The organism is Streptomyces sp. NPDC005955, assembly GCF_042871255.1.
GTDB lineage: Bacteria > Actinomycetota > Actinomycetes > Streptomycetales > Streptomycetaceae > Streptomyces.
In genome coordinates this window covers 1-16,782 of record NZ_JBIAIF010000011.1, presented here as the reverse complement: position 1 = coordinate 16,782, position 16,782 = coordinate 1, and the positions used below count along the sequence as shown (strand labels likewise).

General features: G+C 69.6%; 16 protein-coding genes and 1 pseudogene. 7 read left to right on the top strand and 10 right to left on the bottom strand.

Annotation, left to right across the window (positions count from 1 at the left end):
- Positions 1-146: 146 nt before the first annotated feature.
- The 3 genes from ACFYOU_RS24220 to ACFYOU_RS24210 all read left to right on the top strand — a co-directional run bounded on the left by ACFYOU_RS24220 (position 147) and on the right by ACFYOU_RS24210 (position 3,016).
- Entirely contained in the window at positions 147-746 is a 600-nt protein-coding gene (locus ACFYOU_RS24220) for an Atu4866 domain-containing protein (RefSeq protein WP_391308398.1), read from the top strand.
- 76 nt (positions 747-822) lie between these two features.
- Entirely contained in the window at positions 823-1,662 is an 840-nt protein-coding gene (locus tag ACFYOU_RS24215; RefSeq protein WP_391308396.1) for a helix-turn-helix domain-containing protein, read from the top strand.
- A 133-nt stretch (positions 1,663-1,795) separates the two neighbouring features.
- Positions 1,796-3,016 (top strand): ABC transporter substrate-binding protein, encoded by a 1,221-nt coding sequence (locus ACFYOU_RS24210; RefSeq protein WP_391308394.1) that lies wholly within the window; start codon positions 1,796-1,798, stop codon positions 3,014-3,016.
- 8 nt (positions 3,017-3,024) lie between these two features.
- On the opposite strand, the gene ACFYOU_RS24205 is transcribed toward ACFYOU_RS24210, so the two are convergent.
- The 3 genes from ACFYOU_RS24205 to ACFYOU_RS24195 all read right to left on the bottom strand — a co-directional run bounded on the left by ACFYOU_RS24205 (position 3,025) and on the right by ACFYOU_RS24195 (position 5,660).
- A complete protein-coding gene (locus ACFYOU_RS24205; protein ID WP_391308392.1) occupies positions 3,025-3,792 on the bottom strand; it encodes an FAD:protein FMN transferase in 768 nt (255 codons plus the stop codon).
- A 1-nt stretch (position 3,793) separates the two neighbouring features.
- A complete protein-coding gene (locus ACFYOU_RS24200) occupies positions 3,794-4,228 on the bottom strand; it encodes an FMN-binding protein (protein ID WP_391308390.1) in 435 nt (144 codons plus the stop codon).
- 64 nt (positions 4,229-4,292) lie between these two features.
- Entirely contained in the window at positions 4,293-5,660 is a 1,368-nt protein-coding gene (locus tag ACFYOU_RS24195) for a ferric reductase-like transmembrane domain-containing protein (RefSeq protein WP_391308388.1), read from the bottom strand.
- Between the two features lie 150 nt (positions 5,661-5,810).
- Between ACFYOU_RS24195 and ACFYOU_RS24190 the strand changes: the two genes are divergently transcribed.
- The 3 genes from ACFYOU_RS24190 to ACFYOU_RS24180 all read left to right on the top strand — a co-directional run bounded on the left by ACFYOU_RS24190 (position 5,811) and on the right by ACFYOU_RS24180 (position 8,557).
- Positions 5,811-6,500 (top strand): response regulator, encoded by a 690-nt coding sequence (locus ACFYOU_RS24190; protein WP_391308386.1) that lies wholly within the window; start codon positions 5,811-5,813, stop codon positions 6,498-6,500.
- Positions 6,497-7,936 (top strand): ATP-binding protein, encoded by a 1,440-nt coding sequence (locus ACFYOU_RS24185; protein ID WP_391308384.1) that lies wholly within the window; start codon positions 6,497-6,499, stop codon positions 7,934-7,936. Before ACFYOU_RS24190 ends, ACFYOU_RS24185 begins: the two co-directional genes overlap by 4 nt.
- 231 nt (positions 7,937-8,167) lie before the next feature.
- Positions 8,168-8,557, top strand: coding sequence for a hypothetical protein (locus ACFYOU_RS24180; protein WP_391308382.1), 390 nt, complete (start codon positions 8,168-8,170; stop codon positions 8,555-8,557).
- 117 nt (positions 8,558-8,674) lie between these two features.
- Here the strand turns inward: ACFYOU_RS24180 and ACFYOU_RS24175 are convergent, their stop codons facing one another.
- The 4 genes from ACFYOU_RS24175 to ACFYOU_RS24160 all read right to left on the bottom strand — a co-directional run bounded on the left by ACFYOU_RS24175 (position 8,675) and on the right by ACFYOU_RS24160 (position 12,996).
- On the bottom strand, positions 8,675-9,925 hold the full coding sequence (locus ACFYOU_RS24175) for a nucleotide sugar dehydrogenase (protein WP_391308656.1): 1,251 nt from the start codon (positions 9,923-9,925) through the stop codon (positions 8,675-8,677).
- Between the two features lie 178 nt (positions 9,926-10,103).
- On the bottom strand, positions 10,104-11,384 hold the full coding sequence (locus ACFYOU_RS24170) for a glycosyltransferase (RefSeq protein ID WP_391308381.1): 1,281 nt from the start codon (positions 11,382-11,384) through the stop codon (positions 10,104-10,106).
- Positions 11,371-11,520, bottom strand: coding sequence for a hypothetical protein (locus ACFYOU_RS24165; protein WP_389774413.1), 150 nt, complete (start codon positions 11,518-11,520; stop codon positions 11,371-11,373). Before ACFYOU_RS24165 ends, ACFYOU_RS24170 begins: the two co-directional genes overlap by 14 nt.
- A gap of 243 nt (positions 11,521-11,763) precedes the next feature.
- Positions 11,764-12,996 carry a serine hydrolase gene (locus ACFYOU_RS24160; protein WP_391308378.1) on the bottom strand — a complete coding sequence of 411 codons (1,233 nt, stop codon included), beginning with the start codon at positions 12,994-12,996 and terminating at the stop codon, positions 11,764-11,766.
- A gap of 293 nt (positions 12,997-13,289) precedes the next feature.
- Between ACFYOU_RS24160 and ACFYOU_RS24155 the strand changes: the two genes are divergently transcribed.
- Complete coding sequence (locus tag ACFYOU_RS24155) at positions 13,290-14,114, top strand: hypothetical protein (RefSeq protein WP_391308376.1); 825 nt, start codon at positions 13,290-13,292, stop codon at positions 14,112-14,114.
- 82 nt (positions 14,115-14,196) lie between these two features.
- Here the strand turns inward: ACFYOU_RS24155 and ACFYOU_RS24150 are convergent, their stop codons facing one another.
- The 3 genes and pseudogenes from ACFYOU_RS24150 to ACFYOU_RS24140 all read right to left on the bottom strand — a co-directional run.
- Positions 14,197-14,988 (bottom strand): ABC transporter permease, encoded by a 792-nt coding sequence (locus ACFYOU_RS24150; RefSeq protein WP_389764176.1) that lies wholly within the window; start codon positions 14,986-14,988, stop codon positions 14,197-14,199.
- On the bottom strand, positions 14,985-15,971 hold the full coding sequence (locus tag ACFYOU_RS24145) for an ATP-binding cassette domain-containing protein (RefSeq protein ID WP_391308374.1): 987 nt from the start codon (positions 15,969-15,971) through the stop codon (positions 14,985-14,987). Before ACFYOU_RS24145 ends, ACFYOU_RS24150 begins: the two co-directional genes overlap by 4 nt.
- A gap of 316 nt (positions 15,972-16,287) precedes the next feature.
- Positions 16,288-16,782, bottom strand: a pseudogene (locus ACFYOU_RS24140) (potassium-transporting ATPase subunit B); the annotation flags it as partial.

Genomic DNA, 16,782 nt, shown 5'->3' with positions numbered 1-16,782 from the left:
CGGCGCAATCGGTCGGTGAAGCGCCGTTTGCGCGCGGGGGGGGCGATGGGTTGTGGATTCGAGCCGTTGTTCGGGTTGCGGCTCTGGGGGAGTGTGAAGTCTCCTCTCGCCCTCCGTGCCCGTGCAGTGCCCTGCCGTCGAGGAGCATGCAGCGCGTCGGAAGCGGCAAGGAGGCCGGCATCATCACCGCCGCCGAGGACGACCACGCCATCGTCGTCGACTGCACCGGGCTGACCATCACCCCCGCCGTCGTGGACACCGTGGCCCTGGCCGCAGGCCGCGGTCAGCGTTCCGAGTACGTCGCGACCCTGGCGCCGGGGAACACCTCGGACTTCCTGGTACTGCCCGACGGACTCGCCGCCGACGTCCCGAGCGCGGTTGCCACGCTCCTGACGCGACCGGAGCAGGTCCGCGCGCTCGTCGCGGCCGGACGGCCGGTCCGCTGGTCCGGCGCCGACGTCCCCGGCCGGGCCACCGCGCCGGAAGCGGGCGTCCCGGCCACCGGGGACCTGACCGGCGGCCCACGCATCGGCACCTGGACGGACCGCAACGGCTTCCTGCACCAGGAACTCACCGCGGACGGCCGTTACGACGAGACCCGGGGCGGGCGCCCGCACGCCTACCAGGGCCGCTACTGGATCGACGGCGACCGCATCGACTACCGGGACGACCTCGGCTTCTGGGCCTACGGCGAGTTCCGGGACGACGAACTCCACCACGCGGGTTACGTCATGAAGCTCCGCTGATCCCCCTGGCGTCCCGCTCCCCCCTCCGTTCCGAGAGGGCGGTTCTCTCCGCGGGAGAGGCACCTAGTCTTGCGGCATGAGCAAAGGGACGCCCTTGGGTGACTTCCTCAGAGGTCGCCGAGACGCGGTGAAACCGCGGGACGTGGGCCTCCCCGAGCACGGGCGGCGGCGGGTGCCGGGACTGCGCAGGGAGGAAGTCGCGCTGCTCGCCGGAGTGAGCCCCGACTACTACGTTCGTCTGGAACAGGGCCGCGAGAACAACCCGTCCCCGCAGGTCCTCGACGCGGTCGCGCAGGTGCTGAAGCTCGACGCGGAGGCTACGGACCATCTCCACCGTCTGTGTCTCGCGCCCTCACAGCGCCCCCGCGACCGGGACGACTCGGCCGTCAGCCCGCAGCTCCTCCAATTGATGGACGGGTGGGAGCACACCCCGGCCTTCGTCGTCGGTCCGGCCCTCGACGTCATGGCGGCCAACTCCCTCGCCGTGGCCCTGCACAGCGGATTCGACCGGTTCGACAACCTCGCCCGCATGGTGTTCGCCGACCCCGCCGGACGCGACTTCTACCAGCAGTGGGAGCGGGCCGCGCACTCCTGCGTCGCGGAGATCAGGGCCGCTTACGGACATGACCCCGGGTCCTCCCGGATCGCCCGGGTGGTGGCGGAACTGTCAGACGTGAGTGGGGAGTTCGCCCGACTGTGGCGTACGCACGACATCAAGGGAAAGTCCCAGGAGGGAAAGCACCTCAAGCACCCCCGGGTCGGGGACCTGCACATCGCCTTCGCGGCCTTCACGGTCAATGGAGCCCCCCACCAGCAACTGGTGGTCTACCAAGCCGAACCGGGCGGTCCCACGGCAACCGCCCTCGACACGTTGAGGTCGTCGACGACCGCCGAAGTCACCGGTGACGGAGCGTAGCGCCCCGGGCAGGGCGTAACGAACGGTCCGCACGGACTCCGTGATCACACCTGAGACGGTCGAGATCAGCGCAGGGCGAGAGGCAATTCCTGGAGGGGCCCATTCTCCCTGTGAGCGGGCAGCCAAGGTCGGGTTGGCTATCAATGACCTGTCGATTGATCTGAGTTCGGAAACGCTGTGGCAAGGTGGTCACGTCAACAGAATGACGCCCCCATTCACCAGTGTTGCTCAGAGAGAGTCAATGGAGGGAACATTGAAAAGTCGTGATTCGATGACGCGTGGAACTGGTCGACGCGGCATCCTGAAATACGCTGCGGTCGGCGCGATGGGGATTGGCGCCTCGGCATTCGCGCAGAAGAATGCCTCCGCGGCTTCGGCGGCGGTCGACGGCGACTCGGCTCGACATCTGGAGCAGTTGTACAGGGATGCGCTCGACGAGGGCGGCAAGCTCGTCGTGTGGGCCGGCGGTAGCTCCCCCCAACAGGAGGCCCGGACCCGCGAGGCGTTCGTCACCGCCTTTCCCGGGATCGACGCCGTCTTCACCGTCCGCTACAGCCCGGTTCAAAGTGCCCTGGTCAACCGGCAGCTGGCCCTGGGCGGTCTGGAGCCGGACCTCGTTCAGCTACAGACCCTGTACGACTTCGACCGCTGGAAGGCCCAGAACGCGCTCCTCCCGTACCGTCCCCCGGGCGCCGAAGCGGTGTTCCCGCAGTACCGGGACCCCGACGACGCCTACATCGGCATCGCGGTCCGTTCCTTCGGCCGCGTGAGCAACAGCGCCCTCCTCTCCGATGCCGAAGCGCCGAGGGACGCCAGCGACTTTCTGGCACCGGCGTTCCGCGACAAGATCGTCATTCCGGACCCCACCGCGGAAGACGCCATCCTGTTCGCGTTCCACCTGGTGACCCGGAAGTACGGTCTGCGGTACATGGAGCAGTTCATGGAGCAGCGGCCGCTGATCGTCGCCAACGCAGGGGCGACCACGGCGTCGCTGGTCAGCGGCCAGCGCACCGCGACCCTCGCCCACATCGCGTCGTTGGCGCCCGTCCCGGGGCAGCCCCTTCGGTACGTCGTACCGCGGACGGACCCATTCATGAGCTGGCCGCAAACGGTGGCGATCCTCCGGAAGGCGCGCCACCCAGCAGCAGCGAAGCTCTACGTGGCCTGGCAGATGTCCGTGGAACGTCAGAGCACCGGACTGCAATGGCCGACCCGCCGCGACGTTGCGCCCGCCACCGGATGGAAGCCGATCAACCAGTACAACAGCCGGTTGAACGGCTTCCGTGAATTCCTGCGGGACCGCGCTGAAGTGGAACACTACCGGGCCTTGATGAAGACCTTCGTCGCCCCGTAGCGGATTCCCTAGGGACCCGCTCCCGGAACGACCGACGCCGTGCACCGGGAGTTCGCCGCGTGGCGTGGTAGCCCCGCCGTGCTCAGGACCTTGCGGGCCGTGTCGACGGCGAACACCTCGCAGTGCGGGCGCCCGGCCGCCCACGCGACACCCTCCGCACCCAGCGCGAACGCCGCTGTCGCCGTCGCGTCCGCTTCCGTGAGCGTCGGCGCGACGACCGTGACGGAGAGCAGACCAGTGGCGGGGCGGCCGGTGCGGGCGTCGAGGATGTGGGCGCCGCGTTCGTAGTGGCCGGACGTGGCGACAGCCGCATCCGTCAGCTCCAGCACCGCGCAGAGCCGGCCGGCGTCCTCGGGATGACGGATGCCCACCCTCCAGGGGCCGCCGCCGACGACCACGTCGCCGCCGGCGTTCAGGCAGAACCGTCGGACGCCGGCTGCCGTCAGCAGTTCGGCGGCGAGCTGGACGGACCAGCCCTTGACGACCGCGCACGGGTCGAGCCCCCGGCCCGGCACGCGCACGTCGAAGGCACCGCCGCTCGCTCGCCGGTACTGCTCGCACAGTTCCAGGACACGGGCGAGGTCGGCGCCGACGTCGGCGGTGCTCAGCTCGCCCCGGTTCAGGCGGGACACCTCGCTGTCGGGCCTGAACGGGCTGAACCGTGCGTCGGCTTGCCGGAGCCACGCGAAGACCGCGTCCGCGGCCCCCGCAGGGACGGGCGTGTCGTCGATACGCAGGGAAACCGGCAGGCCCATGACGTGTTCGACTCGGATCACGTCAGGTGCCGGTCCGCTGGTCGAGGGCGGCCTGGAGGGAATCCCGGTAGCCGTCGCTGGTGATCGTCGCCCCCGTCACCGCGTCGATGTCGGCGCTCTGGGCTTCGAGGGTCGCCTCGATCAGCTTCGGCAGGGCTGCCGTGGTCTGGGGGTGCGCGGGAGCCTTGAGGGCCTTGACCGCGGTGATCCTGCCGGCCGTCAGCGTCACCTCGACCTGTACGTCACCCTTCTCGGTCGGGATCGTCGCCCCGGCGATCACCCGGGTGCCGGGGGAGGACGAAGGCGGAACGGAGGTGTCCGACGAGGGCGCGGACGGGGCCGGACCCTCCGTCGGACTCGGCGGCGCCTGAGCGGACGTGGCGATCGAGGGGGTGTACCGCCAGACCGGGATCAGCGCCGCGACGGACAGGACCAGGACGGGTAGTGCTCGTCTCACGTGGTGTTCCCCTTCGTCTGCTGTACTCGGTCATCCGGCCAGCCCGGTCATTCGGCCAGCTCGGTCATCGGGCCAGGCTGAAGCGTTCGTAGTGGATCTGCGGCTTGGGCACACCGAGCGTGCGCAGACCACGCAGCACGGAGCGGGTCATGCCGGGCGGGCCGCAGACGTAGACGTCGCGCTCGATGAGGTCGGGGACGAGCGTGGACAGTGCGACCGGCGACAGCGGGTCGGGGTCCGGCGGCCCGCTGATCAGATGCAGCGACGCGCCCTTGGCAGCGGCGAGTTCCCGCAGCTCACCGTAGAGGACCGCGTCCCGGGCGGCGGACACACGGTAGACGAGCACGGCATGGCCGTGCAGGTCTTCCAGGAGCGCGCGGATCGGGGTGATGCCGACACCGCCCGCGATCAGCAGGGTGTTCGGGCGGGTGCGGTGGAGGCTGGTGAAGGCGCCGTAGGGGCCCTCGGCGAACACGCGGGTCCCCGGCTCCAGATGGCGCAGGGACGCGGACCCCGCGCCGGACGCTTTCACCGTCAGCCGCAGGCGGGCGCCGTCCGGGGCGGCCGACAGCGAGTACGGGTTCGCCTGCCACCAGCGGTCCTTCGTCATGAACCGCCAGAGGAAGAACTGGCCCGCACGGGCGGGGAGCCGGTGCAGGTCACGCCCCGTCACATAGACGGAGACGACGTGATCGGACTCGGGCACGACGGCCGACACACGCAGCCGGTGCCGCAGGTTGCGTCGGAGGGGGAGCACGACGCGACCGGCGAACACCGCGCCGAGCGCGCAGCACCACAGGCCGTACCAGTACGCGGTGGCGGCCGACGACGTGGTGAACGTGGTGCCGGCCGCGACCTGGTGGGTGAAGGCGAGGGCCACCGCGACGTAGGTGTAGAGATGGATGAAGTGCCAGGTCTCGTACGCGAGTCGGCGTCGCGCCCAGCGGGCCGAGGCCCCGCCGACGACCAGGAGGAGGACCACGGCGACGACCGCCCGCAGCACGCCCTCGGTGGTTTCCGCCAGATCGATCAGCTGGTCGACCGGGTCGAGCGAGGACGCCTGGGCATAGCCGAAGGTGAGGAAGACGCCGTGTCCGACCAGCGACCACAGCAGTCCGAAGCCGGTGACGCGGTGCCAGGCGGTGAGCCGGTCCATGCCGATGCGGCGGTCGAGCCAGGGCAGCCGGGCGACCAGCAGCAGTTGGAAGGCCATGAACAGGGCGCCGTAGAGGCCACAGAGACGACCGAGCACGATCAGCGCGTTGGACGCGAAGCCCGCCCGGAAGAAGAAGTACCCGACGGCCACCGCGTTCGCGCCGAGCAGGACGTACAGGCCGGCTCTGGCCGCCGCCCGGGGGCGCAGCGCAGAGGAGGGAACGGGCGGAGCCGGTGCGGGGGGCGGCGGTGCGGACGTCGAGGGGACAACGGTCACGGGCCGGAACCTCCTGGATCGGGTCGGTGGAGAGAGCTTGACCGCCGGGACCTGTCGATTCCCTGTCAGGGGACTTTCAACTCCGTGTCGAAGTGCCCCGGCACGGACCAGTGGGGCCGCGCCGCCGTCCGTGTGCCGCAGGATGGACGGGTGGACAAGATACGAGTGCTGGTCGTGGACGACGACCCGGCGATCGCCGACCTCGTCGCGACGGTCGCCCGCTACGAGGGCTGGGAAGCGGTCACGGCCAACTCGGGCCGGGAAGCGCTGCGGTCGGCCGCCGGCCGTCCCCCGGACATCGTCGTCCTTGACCTGATGCTGCCCGACCTCGACGGATTCGGCGTGCTGGACGGGCTGCGCGCGGCCGGGACGATGGTGCCCGTGGTGTTCCTCACCGCGCGCGACACCGTCGCCGACCGGGTCGCGGGGCTCACCCGCGGCGGCGACGACTACCTGGTCAAGCCGTTCGCGGTGGAGGAGCTGATGGCCCGGCTCCGCACTGTGCTGCGGCGCAGCACCGGACCGGGATTCAAGCGGTCCTTCCTACGGGTCGCCGATCTGACGATGGACGAGGACACGAGGGAAGTACGGCGTGGGGACTGCCCGTTGACGCTGACCCCGACCGAGTACGACGTGCTGCGCTACCTCATGCGCAAGTCCCCGACCGTACTCACCAAGGCGCAGATCCTCGACCATGTGTGGGAGTACGGCTTCGGCGGCCGCTCGAACGTCGTCGAGCTCGTCGTCAGCAGGTTGCGCCGCAAGCTCGACGCGACCGGCAGTCCGCTCATCCACACCGTGCGCGGCTTCGGCTACGTGGTCAGGCAAGCAGCGGAATGAGCGCACGGCTGCGCCACGCGTACCGCAGGCTCCGTCTCGGAACCAGGCTCGCCCTCGGCCTCGGCGCGCTCTCGCTGGTGGCCTTCGCCGTCGTCGGCACGGCCCTGACCGCGTACATGCGCGACTACCTGGGACACCAGCAGATCGCCCAGCTGAAGCTGGTGCAGAACGTCCAGGCCAAGGACGCCGCCGAGAACGGCACGGTCACCCGCCAGCCGTACTACGGGTGGTACACGGCGGTGTACGACGTCCGCGACGGCACCGCGGCGCTGCGCCGACCGGCCGATGTGCCGGACGACATCGAGGAGTTCACGGCCCTCGCCCAGACGCGTGCCGACGCCACCGGCGATGTGACGAGCACCGCGCAGGTGGGGGGAAAGGGTGCCTACCGGCTGCGGGCCTGCGAGGTCGTGCCCGGGGTCGTCCTGGTCAGCGCCGCCCCGATGGCGGAGACCGAGGACACGATGGAGCAACTGATCACGGTCCAGGTGATCGCGTTCACCGTTGCCCTGCTGGCCCTCGTCGTCTCCGGACGGCTCCTGCTGCGGCGCGGCCTGAGGCCGCTCAGCGACATGGCGCACACGGCGCACGGCATCGCCTCGCACGACCTCACCGAGTCGGCGTCCCGACTGCCCCTGCGCGCCGACCGGTCCGGTGGCGGACCCGAGGTCGAGGAACTGCGCACCGCCTTCAACACGATGCTGGAACACATCGACGACTCCCTGGCGGTACGCGCCGAGGCAGAACAGCGGCTGCGCCGCTTCGTCGCCGACGCCTCACACGAACTGCGCACCCCCCTGATGTCGGTGCGCGGCTACGCGGACCTGTTCCAGTACGCCGCAGCCAACGTCCCCGAGGAACGCGACAAACACCTCGCCCGGCTCCGTTCCGAAGCCGCCCGCATGGGCGTCCTCCTGGACGACCTGCTGCTGCTCGCCCGGCTCGACGCCGCCGAGGTGGACGCGTCGCTGCGCCTCGAACCGTGCGATCTGGCGGACCTCGCCCGGCAGGCGGCCGACGCCTTCCGCGCCGCCCACCCCGGCCATCCGCTCGTGCTCGACACCGGGTCCCGGCCGCTGCCGCTGAGCCTGGACCCCGTCCGTGTCCGCCAGGTCCTCGACAACCTGCTGACCAACGGGGCCGTCCACACGCCCGCGGGGACGCGTGTGTCCATGACGGTGGGCCTGACGCCGGTGTCCGCCCGGGTGGTCGTGGCCGACACGGGGCCCGGCATCACGGACGCCGACCAGCGCCGGGTCTTCGACCGCTTCTACCGCGTCGACAAGGCCCGCAGCCGGGAGAGCGGCGGCAGCGGACTCGGCCTCGCGGTGGCCCGCTCCCTGGTGGTCGCGCACGGCGGCACCCTGACCCTGAGCAGCGAGCCGGGCGCCACCGCCTTCGTCCTGGAGCTGCCGCGCGCGGAGCCGGCGCCGTGACCGGCGAGGCGGGTCGTAGGCCGGCTCTCCGGGGCGCACGGGCGCTGGCCTGTGCCCCGCCGCTGACCGGGTGAAGTGCGGCGGACCCGGGACGAAAGGCGCGGTCACAGCGCCCGGGCCGGTGCAGTATCCCCTCAAGATCACATAATCGGACAAGGTGGACGGCGCTCTCGCGCCCCCCGCCTCCCCTGCCTGCCCTCACCGGTGGGCAGGCAACCGGAAGGAGTCTCCGTGTCGTTGAGAAGACGCATGTCACTGGCCGTCACCGTCGGCGCAGTGGCCTTGCTGCCCCTGACCGCTACGTCGGCAGCGGCTGCCGACCTGGACGCCCCCAACGCCCGCGCAGCCGCCAAGGTCAGCGCCGACGGCACCCTCGTCTCGGGCAAGAACGTCGTGTCGTCCCAGCGGGTGGCCAAGGGCCGCTACTGCGTCAAGGTGAACAGCAGCGTCTCGCTGAGGAACGCGGTGGTCCTGGCGACGCCCAACAGCGGAAGGCAGACCACCCTTGACGTCCGCCGCGCGCCGACCGGCACCTGCGGCTTCGACGCCAGTTCGATCACCGTCTACACGTACAACGCCGGGTACTACGCCAACACGTGGTTCACGGTCGCCGTGCTCTAGCTCGTCCTCTCGGCCCGGTGACACGAGCCGCCGGGTCGAGGGAAGCCCCACCACGATGTCGACCGCCCCTGCGGGCCCTCGGGCTCCTCGGTCCCCGGTCGGCCGGTTCGACCGGGGTCACAGGCGCTCGACGGAGGAGCCGGCCGGTGCCACACCGCGGGTGTCCAGCACGTAGGGGGCCTCGGCGACCACCTTGCCGAGGTCGAACTCGGGGTGGGCCGTGAGGATGAGCACGGCGTCGTAGTCACCGGCGGGAAGCATCTCGCCGAGGACCCCGGGTTCGGTCGCCGCCGCGTGCGGGTCGACGACCGTAACGATGGCGCCCTTGGCGCGCAGGATGTCGATGGCGACGCGGGCGGGGCTCTGCCGTACGTCGGCGCTGCCGGGTTTGTAGGACAGCCCGAGGGCGGCGATCGCCGAACCCTTGAGCGGCCTTCCGCGGGCGTTGAGGCCGTCCTGGAGGCGCCGCACCACATAGGCGGGTTGCTGCTCGTTGATGTCCTGGGCGAGCTCGACGAAGCGGAACGACTCACCCAAGGTCGTTCTGACGTGGTGGCTGAGGTAGACGGGGTCGACGGGTAGGCAGTGACCGCCCACCCCCGGGCCGGGGGTGAACTTCATGTAGCCGAAGGGTTTGGTCTCCGCCAGGCGCAGCGCGTCCCACAAGTCGATACCGAGGGTGTGGGCGAAGCGGGCCAGCTCGTTGACCAGGGCGATGTTGACGTGCCGGAAGGTGTTCTCCAGGATCTTCGCCAGTTCCGCGCTCTCCAGGGTGCCCGCTTCGTGCACGGTCTCCGTGACCGTCCGGTAGAAGGCGCGCACCCGTGCGGTGCAGGCCGGTGTCAGGCCGGAGACGACCTTGGGCGTGTTGACGAACGTCCACTCCCGGTTGCCGGGGTCGATCCGTTCGGGGCTGTAACCGGCGTGGAAGTCCGCGCCGGCGGTGAGCCCGGACTCCTCCTCCAACAGGGGGATGAGGACGTTGCGCGTGGTGCCGGGGTGGGTGGTGGACTCCAGGACCACGGTCTGGCCCTGCTCACGGCGCAGTCCGCGTGCCAACAGGGAGCCGGCGGCGCGGACATGACCCAGGTCCGGCATCCCGTCCCTGAGCGGTGTCGGCACGGCGATGACCGCAACGTCCCATCCGGGGTCCAGCGCCGTGGAGTCGGACACCGGGAGGTAGCGTCCACTGGCGAGCGCGGCCCGCAGGTGCCGGCGCGGAACGTCCTCCACGTAGGAGTCCGCTTCCCTCAGCCGCTGGCAACGCTTGCGGTCGGGTTCGTACGCGACGACCTGGTGGCCCGCCCGAACCGCTGCCATGGCCAGGGGCAACCCCACGTACCCCTGGCCCGTGATCAGCACGCGCAGAGCTCGGCCCTCGACACCCCAGGCTGATGATGCATCAGAAACGGCCGTCCGATGAGGCGGACTAATCGTGCATTTCTGAATCATGACGCACACATGATCACAAATGGTGCAGCATCGGCAAGCTTCTCGGGTGCGGCGAGCGCGGAGAACGCCTCTGCTTTGCCCCGGCGGGCCCGATCTACCGGGCGAGGGGAACGGCTTGTCGGCAGTGCGGGCTGTCGGCAGTACCACCCATGGCGCCGCGAGTGGCCCAGCCCATCCTGCGGGTCTGCGTTGCCGCGTAGTACATCGCCGGGCGGAGCAGCATCATTTGATAGGCCAACAGCAGCGGCGTGAGGAGCAGCCACCACAGGAGGCGCGATCGGAACGGCATCTCCGGACGTTCGAGATAGAGGGAGGTCTGCATGTACAGCAGGACCAACCAGTACGCGATCATCTGCCAGTACACCTGGCCGCCCAGCAGCGGAACGGCCACGAGGACGTATCCGACGATCAGCGGATACAGCGCCACCAGCGTCAGGTTCCAGCAGCGCAGTGCGAGCGGCCAACCGGTGAAGTTCCGCAGCTCCCAGGGCAGATAGCGCATGTACCCTTTGAACCAGCGGGTCCGCTGCCGGAACGTCCCGCGGTAGGTGGGCGGCATCTCGAACCGGACCACCGCCTCGTCGACGGCGACCACCTGCCCGCGTTGCAGCGAGTAGTGGGAGAGCCGTCGATCGTCGCCGAAGGTGCCTTCCGTCAGATAGTCCTCGGAGTTGTCCCAGAGGATGCCCGCCCGGTAGATCGAGAACGCCCCCGACGTGGGCACGACCGCGCCGATCGACGACCGGGCCCGGCGCATCACCATGTTGCTGAGGTTGATCTCCAGGTCCTGCACGCGCGTCCAGATCGACGCGGTGCGGTTGAGGACGAGACAAGAAGCACTGGTCGCTGCCTGCACCGTTGGATCGGACATGGCCCGGAGCAACTGTTCGATCCCGTCCGGTGCGACGACGCTGTCGCTGTCCACCGTCACCACGAAGTCGGCCCACTCGGCAGCGCCGACATGGGCCAGCCCGGCCAGCTGCGCCCCCCGCTTTCCCGTGTTGTCCTGCCGCATCCATGCCACGCCCGCCAAGTCGAGGTGCTCGACCGGCGTGTCGGAGCCGTCGTCCACGACGATGATGCTCTCCGGCGGTTTCGTTTGGGACACCAAGGACCGGATGCAGGCGTGGAGCAGGTCGGGCCGCTCGTTGTAGGCCGGTACGACGACCACCACCCGGCCGTCGGCGACCGGTTGATGGGCGAACGAGCGCCGTCGCGCCGAGGACCCGAGCATCCACACCAGCGTCGCCGCAACGGCCGTGTAGAACACCCCGGTGACGTCCCAGGTCGTGTTCCCCATCTGCCAGTGGAAGGCAATGATCAGGGCGGCCGTCATGATGACGACCGCCCACGCACAGGTCTTACGTGCTCTCACGTTGCCGCCAATACCGGATGACGAGAATGCCGATCGCGATGGCTAGCAGACCGATGCCGATGAGCCAAGACAGCCCCACCGACACCCCTCCGATGGTGATGGCCAGCCCAGTCCTGGGCAGCGCGTCGTCATACATGCCGTGATCCCCTTGGGGCGCTCGACTCTGACGACGCCTCAGGCAGCACGGCCAGGTGCTGAAGGACGCTGGGTGGACACGGAACCCGCTCTGTTGGGTGATCATCTGGTCTCACCACATGACGTTGCCCCCTACAATGCGCAGATATCGCACTCTGGGGTGCCATGTCAGCCGGATAGCCCTGCAACGTCGATGCGCCCCGTCCGCTTGTTTCACGCCGCTGAACGATCCTCGAACGGAGCGCTAGCGTGGCGACGGGCGCTTCTTCGTGGCCTTTCCGTCGCAGAAGACCGAGTTCACGATGTCTGGGGACCAAGCGAAGTCCGCATTGACGTTGATGGTGACGGAGCGGTGGCCGGTTTCCGTGGCGACGGCCTCGCTGCCACCGCCCGCGGCTCCGCCGCTGTGGCCGTAGACCGTGGTGCCGCAGCTGGTGCGATAGCGGTAGAGGCCGAGGCCGTACGCCTCGTAGCCCTGGACCGGACCGGCGTTGGGCAGCATCCGCTTCATCGCGTCGAGCTGTTTCCGGGGCAGCAGCCTGCCGGCCAGCAGGCCCTGCAGGAACCGGTTGACGTCGCCGGTCGTGGAGATGATGTCGCCGTCGCCGAACGCCTGGGACGCGTTCTGTTCGGTCACGTCGTGGATCTCGGTCGCCTGGGGGTCGTCGCTGAGGAAGGAGTACATCCGCGGGTGCGGTCCCGGAATGGTCACCGTGTTTCCGGGCAGGGTGGTGTGGCGGAGCCCGAGGGGCTTGAGGACGCGCTCGCGGATCTCCTGGGCGTAGGGGTTCCCGCTGGTCTTCTCGATGATCATCCCGGCGAGTACGTAGCCGGTGTTGGAGTAGGCGTGGCGGTCGCCGGGGGCGAAGTCGGGCCGGTGGGCCAGCCCCACGCGCACGGTCCGCAACGGGGGCCAGGCCTCGTAGCGGCTCGTCAGGTACTCCTTGGTGAAGAACTTCCGTCGGTACTCCGGGTCGCTCATGTACTCGCGCAGTCCGCTGCTGTGGTTCAGCAACTGCCGCACCGTGATCGCCCGGCCGTCGTTGCCGTTGCCCCGGACCACTCCGGGGAGCCACTTCTCCACCGTGTCGTCGAGGCTGAGCAGTCCGTCGGCCTCCTGGTCGAGCAGGGTGGCGGCCACGAAGGTCTTCGTGATGCTGGCGATGCGGAAGCGTTCGTTCGCCGCCCTCGCCTCCCCGGTGGTGCGGTCGGCGACACCCGCGGTGCCGTTCCACACCCGGTCCCCGGTGCGGACCTGGGCGATGACCCCCGGGGCGCCCTGCCGGACGAGATCGTCCAGCGCCCGCTGGGTCGCCCCGTACCGGGCGCCAGGACCGGGACCCGGGCCCGGCCCGGCCTGGGCGGGGACGGCGAGGACGCCTGCGGCGATGCCCGCCGCGACTGCCCCCACCAGCACCGCGCGGGTGCTCCGCCTCAGCGTTCCCGCCCTGCCGCGTGCCGTCGTTCGTTCTGCCACGGGATGCTCCTCACTCCGGTCGGCCACCCGGGACACCACGGAACGCAAGGGTCACGGGATTGACCCGATGTGTCCGGGAAGCTCGTTGCCCGTGATGACCACGGGACTCCTGACAACAGTTGACCGTCGCAGTGGAGTTGGCCGGAACCGGTACGAACCGGCTGGTTCGGCCGCACGGCCTGCCCCGGCACGGTCCTACCGGGGTGTCGGCGGCGGTCGGGGTCCGCAGCGCGTGTACCCGTCGGATAAGCTGCCGGCTTTCCTGAGGGCAGCATCATCTCGATGGGGTGGGAATGAAGACAGGTAGACGAACCGCTGCGGTGGCCGCGCTCGTGGGAGCGCTGGGCCTCTCGACGCTGAACGCGCCGGCCGCCCGGGCCGCGGACACCGGCATCACCGTGTCGGACATCGTCGTCAACAAGGGCAAGCCGATCGTCGTCGGCACGTCGAAGGTGGTGGAGCCGTCCTTCACCTTCCGCATCACCCTGCCTCGCGGGTACAGCACCGACGACCCCTTCCGCTACACCGCGCACCCCTTCCTCTACCACGGCAGCATCACGAGGGCCGCCGACACGGGCGACAACTACCTTCACGGCAGCTACACCTGCTACGAGGTCGACTCCCGGCGCGCCCGCTGCGAGGGCAACCTCTACATCGACCCGGACCCGGCCCAGGAACACGTCGACTCCAACAGCGACGCCACGTCCTGGAAGGTCGGAGTGCTGCTACAGCTGTGGAAGGCCGACGGAAGCCTCAAGACCGCCGAGCGGGAGAAGCGGTCCCTGACCGTTCCGCTCAAGCGCCTGTCCAAGGTCACCGTCGACGCCTCGCCGGAGCCGGTCGCCCAGGGCAAGACCATCACCGTCACCGGCAAGCTGACCCGGGCGAACTGGAACACGAAGAAGTACGACGCGTACGGCGACCGCACGGTCAGCCTCCAGTACCGGGCCAAGGGCACCGACACCTTCCGGACGGTCAAGAAGGCCACCACCAGCCGCACCGGAGCGTTGAAGGCCAAGGTCACCGCCTCGGCCGACGGCTACTACCGGTGGGTGTACGGCGGCAACTCCGCGACCGGCGCCGCGACCAGCACGGCCGACCACGTCGACGTGCGCTGACCCCTCGCAAACGGAGGGTGGGCCGCCCGCAGCGATCAGGAGCGGGCGGCCCCTGCCGGAGGTGCCGGCGCGGTCGTCCCGGCTAGTTCGGGTCGCGGTTGAACTGTGCCGTCGACCAGCGGTAACCGATCGCGATCAGGCCGACGCACCAGGCGATCGCGATCCATCCGTTGTTGCCGATCTCGGTGCCGAGGAGTAGGCCGCGGAGGGTTTCGATGGCGGGGGTGAAGGGCTGGTACTCGGCGATCGGTCGGAACCAGCCCGGCATCGTGTCGGCCGGGATGAACGCACTGGAGATGAGCGGTAGGAGGATCAGCGGCATGGCCGTGTTGCCGGCCGCCTCGGGGTTCGGACTGGCCGCGCCCATCCCGACCGCGATCCAGGTGAGGGCCAGGGCGAACAGGGTGATCAGCCCGAACGCCGCGATCCACTCCAGTGCTGTGGCGCCCGTGGACCGGAAGCCCATCGCCATCCCGACGGCGCCGACGAGGACCACGCTCATCACGCACTGCAACACACCGCCGAGGACGTGGCCGACGAGCAGGGAGCCCCGGTAGATCGCCATCGTGCGGAAGCGGGCGGTGAGGCCCTGGGTCATGTCGACGCAGACGGACACGGCCGCCCCGATCACGGTGCTGCCGACGGTCATCAGCAGCAGGCCGGGAACGATGTAGGCGATGTAGTCGGAGCGGTTCGCGCTGCCGCCACCGATGCCGGCGCTCATCACGTCGCCGAAGACGTAGACGAAGAGCAGCAGCATCATGATCGGCGTGAGCAGCAGGTTCAGGGTCCCCGACGGGTAACGCCAGGCGTGCAGGAGGTTGCGGCGCAGCATGGTCGTCGAGTCGCGTACGGCGAGGGACAGGGTGCTCATCGAACGTTCTCCTTCGGCTGGTGGGGGGCGGAGGCGGGGCCGGTCAGGGCGAAGAACACGTCGTCGAGGTCGGGGGTGTGAACGGTCAGTTCATCCGCCTCGATGCCGGCGGAGTCGAGCCAGTCGAGCAGGGAGCGCAGTTCGCGCTGGCTGCCGTCGCTGGGGATGGTCAGCGACAGTGCCTCGTCGTTGCGGGTGATCTCGCGCAGGGCGTCCGCGGCGGACTGGTACGCGGCCGGGTCGGTGAAGCGGAGCCGGACGTGTCCGCCCGGGACGAGGCGCTTGAGTTCCTCGGCGGTGCCTTCGGCGACGATCTTGCCGTCGTTCAACACGGCGATGCGGTCGGCGAGTTGGTCGGCCTCATCCAGGTACTGGGTGGTGAGGAGAACGGTCACCCCGTCGGAGACGAGGTCGCGGATGATGCTCCACATGTTGTGGCGGGAACGCGGGTCGAGCCCGGTCGTCGGCTCGTCGAGGAAGATGATCCGGGGGCTGCCGACCAGTGTCATCGCCAGGTCGAGCCGTCGCTTCATGCCGCCGGAGTAGGCCGAGGCGGGCTTCTTCGCGGCCTGTGCCAGGTCGAAGCGCTCCAGGAGTTCGGCACTGACCCGCCGGCCCTCGCTCTTGGGCAGGTGGTGCAGGTCCGCCATGAGGAGCATGTTCTCCTCGCCGGTGATCAGGGCGTCGACGGCGGAGAACTGCCCGGTGACCCCGACTGCGGAACGGACCGCCTGCGGGTCGACGGCCAGGTCGTGCCCGCCGACGTGCAGGTCACCGGCGTCGGCGCTGATGAGCGTGGAGAGGATCTTCACGGCGGTGGTCTTGCCGGCGCCGTTCGGGCCGAGCAGCGCGAACACCGATCCGGTCGGGATGCGCAGATCGACACCGTCGAGGACGAGCTTGTCGCCGTACGACTTGCGTAGTCCGACGGCGGAGACGGCGATTGGCGACGGACGGCCGCCACCCTGCCTGGGTGTGGGCATGACAGTTGAAGGCATGGTGACTCCCTTTCGGAGGCCGGGGAACGCAGGGGGGCGGAAGCTGATGCGTACGCGGATCGGGCGACGCCTGAGGGGCGTGCCGTGGCTGACGGGAACGTGCGGATCGACCCCTCGGTCGCTGGTACTGCGTAGCGCCGAGTACCACTACAACGTATCACCGAGTAGTGGGGGATGTCAGCACGGCGGCCTCGCCTTCCGCGGGCTCGGGGCCTTCCCTGCGGCGCGAGTCGAACGTGACGGAGAAGTCCTCGGTGACCGGCGAGGGCCGGGCACCGGTCCGTGTCGGAGGGGCCGCTGTTCAGCCCAGGCCGGGAAGCGTGGAGACGACCAGGTCGATCAGCTTGATGCCGACGAAGGGGAGGAGGAGGCCGCCGAGACCGTAGATCGTCAGATTGCGGAGCAGCAGGTCGTGGGCCGAGGCCGGGGTGTAACGCACGCCCCGCAGGGCGAGCGGAATCAGTACGACGATAATCAGGGCGTTGAAGATGATCGCCGAGGTGATCGCGGACGTGGGGCTGTGCAGGCCCATGATGTTGAGGGTCTCCAGACCGGGATGGGTCCCGGTGAACATCGCGGGGATGATCGCGAAGTACTTGGCGACGTCGTTGGTGATGGAGAAGGTGGTGAGGGCGCCCCTCGTGATGAGGAGTTGTTTGCCGATCTCCACGATCTCGATGAGTTTGGTCGGGTTGGAGTCGAGGTCGACCATGTTCCCGGCCTCCTTGGCGGCGGAGGTGCCGGTGTTCATCGCGACGCCCACGTCCGCCTGGGCGAGGGCGGGGGCGTCGTTGGT

Bases quoted from the DNA above. Each gene is read 5' to 3' on its own strand.
- ACFYOU_RS24220 (WP_391308398.1), top strand. From the start codon at position 147: ATGCAGCGCGTCGGAAGCGGCAAGGAGGCCGGCATCATCACCGCCGCC.
- ACFYOU_RS24215 (WP_391308396.1), top strand. From the start codon at position 823: ATGAGCAAAGGGACGCCCTTGGGTGACTTCCTCAGAGGTCGCCGAGAC.
- ACFYOU_RS24185 (WP_391308384.1), top strand. From the start codon at position 6,497: ATGAGCGCACGGCTGCGCCACGCGTACCGCAGGCTCCGTCTCGGAACC.
- ACFYOU_RS24165 (WP_389774413.1), bottom strand. From the start codon at position 11,520: ATGTATGACGACGCGCTGCCCAGGACTGGGCTGGCCATCACCATCGGA.
- ACFYOU_RS24155 (WP_391308376.1), top strand. From the start codon at position 13,290: ATGAAGACAGGTAGACGAACCGCTGCGGTGGCCGCGCTCGTGGGAGCG.
- ACFYOU_RS24150 (WP_389764176.1), bottom strand. From the start codon at position 14,988: ATGAGCACCCTGTCCCTCGCCGTACGCGACTCGACGACCATGCTGCGC.
- ACFYOU_RS24145 (WP_391308374.1), bottom strand. From the start codon at position 15,971: ATGCCCACACCCAGGCAGGGTGGCGGCCGTCCGTCGCCAATCGCCGTC.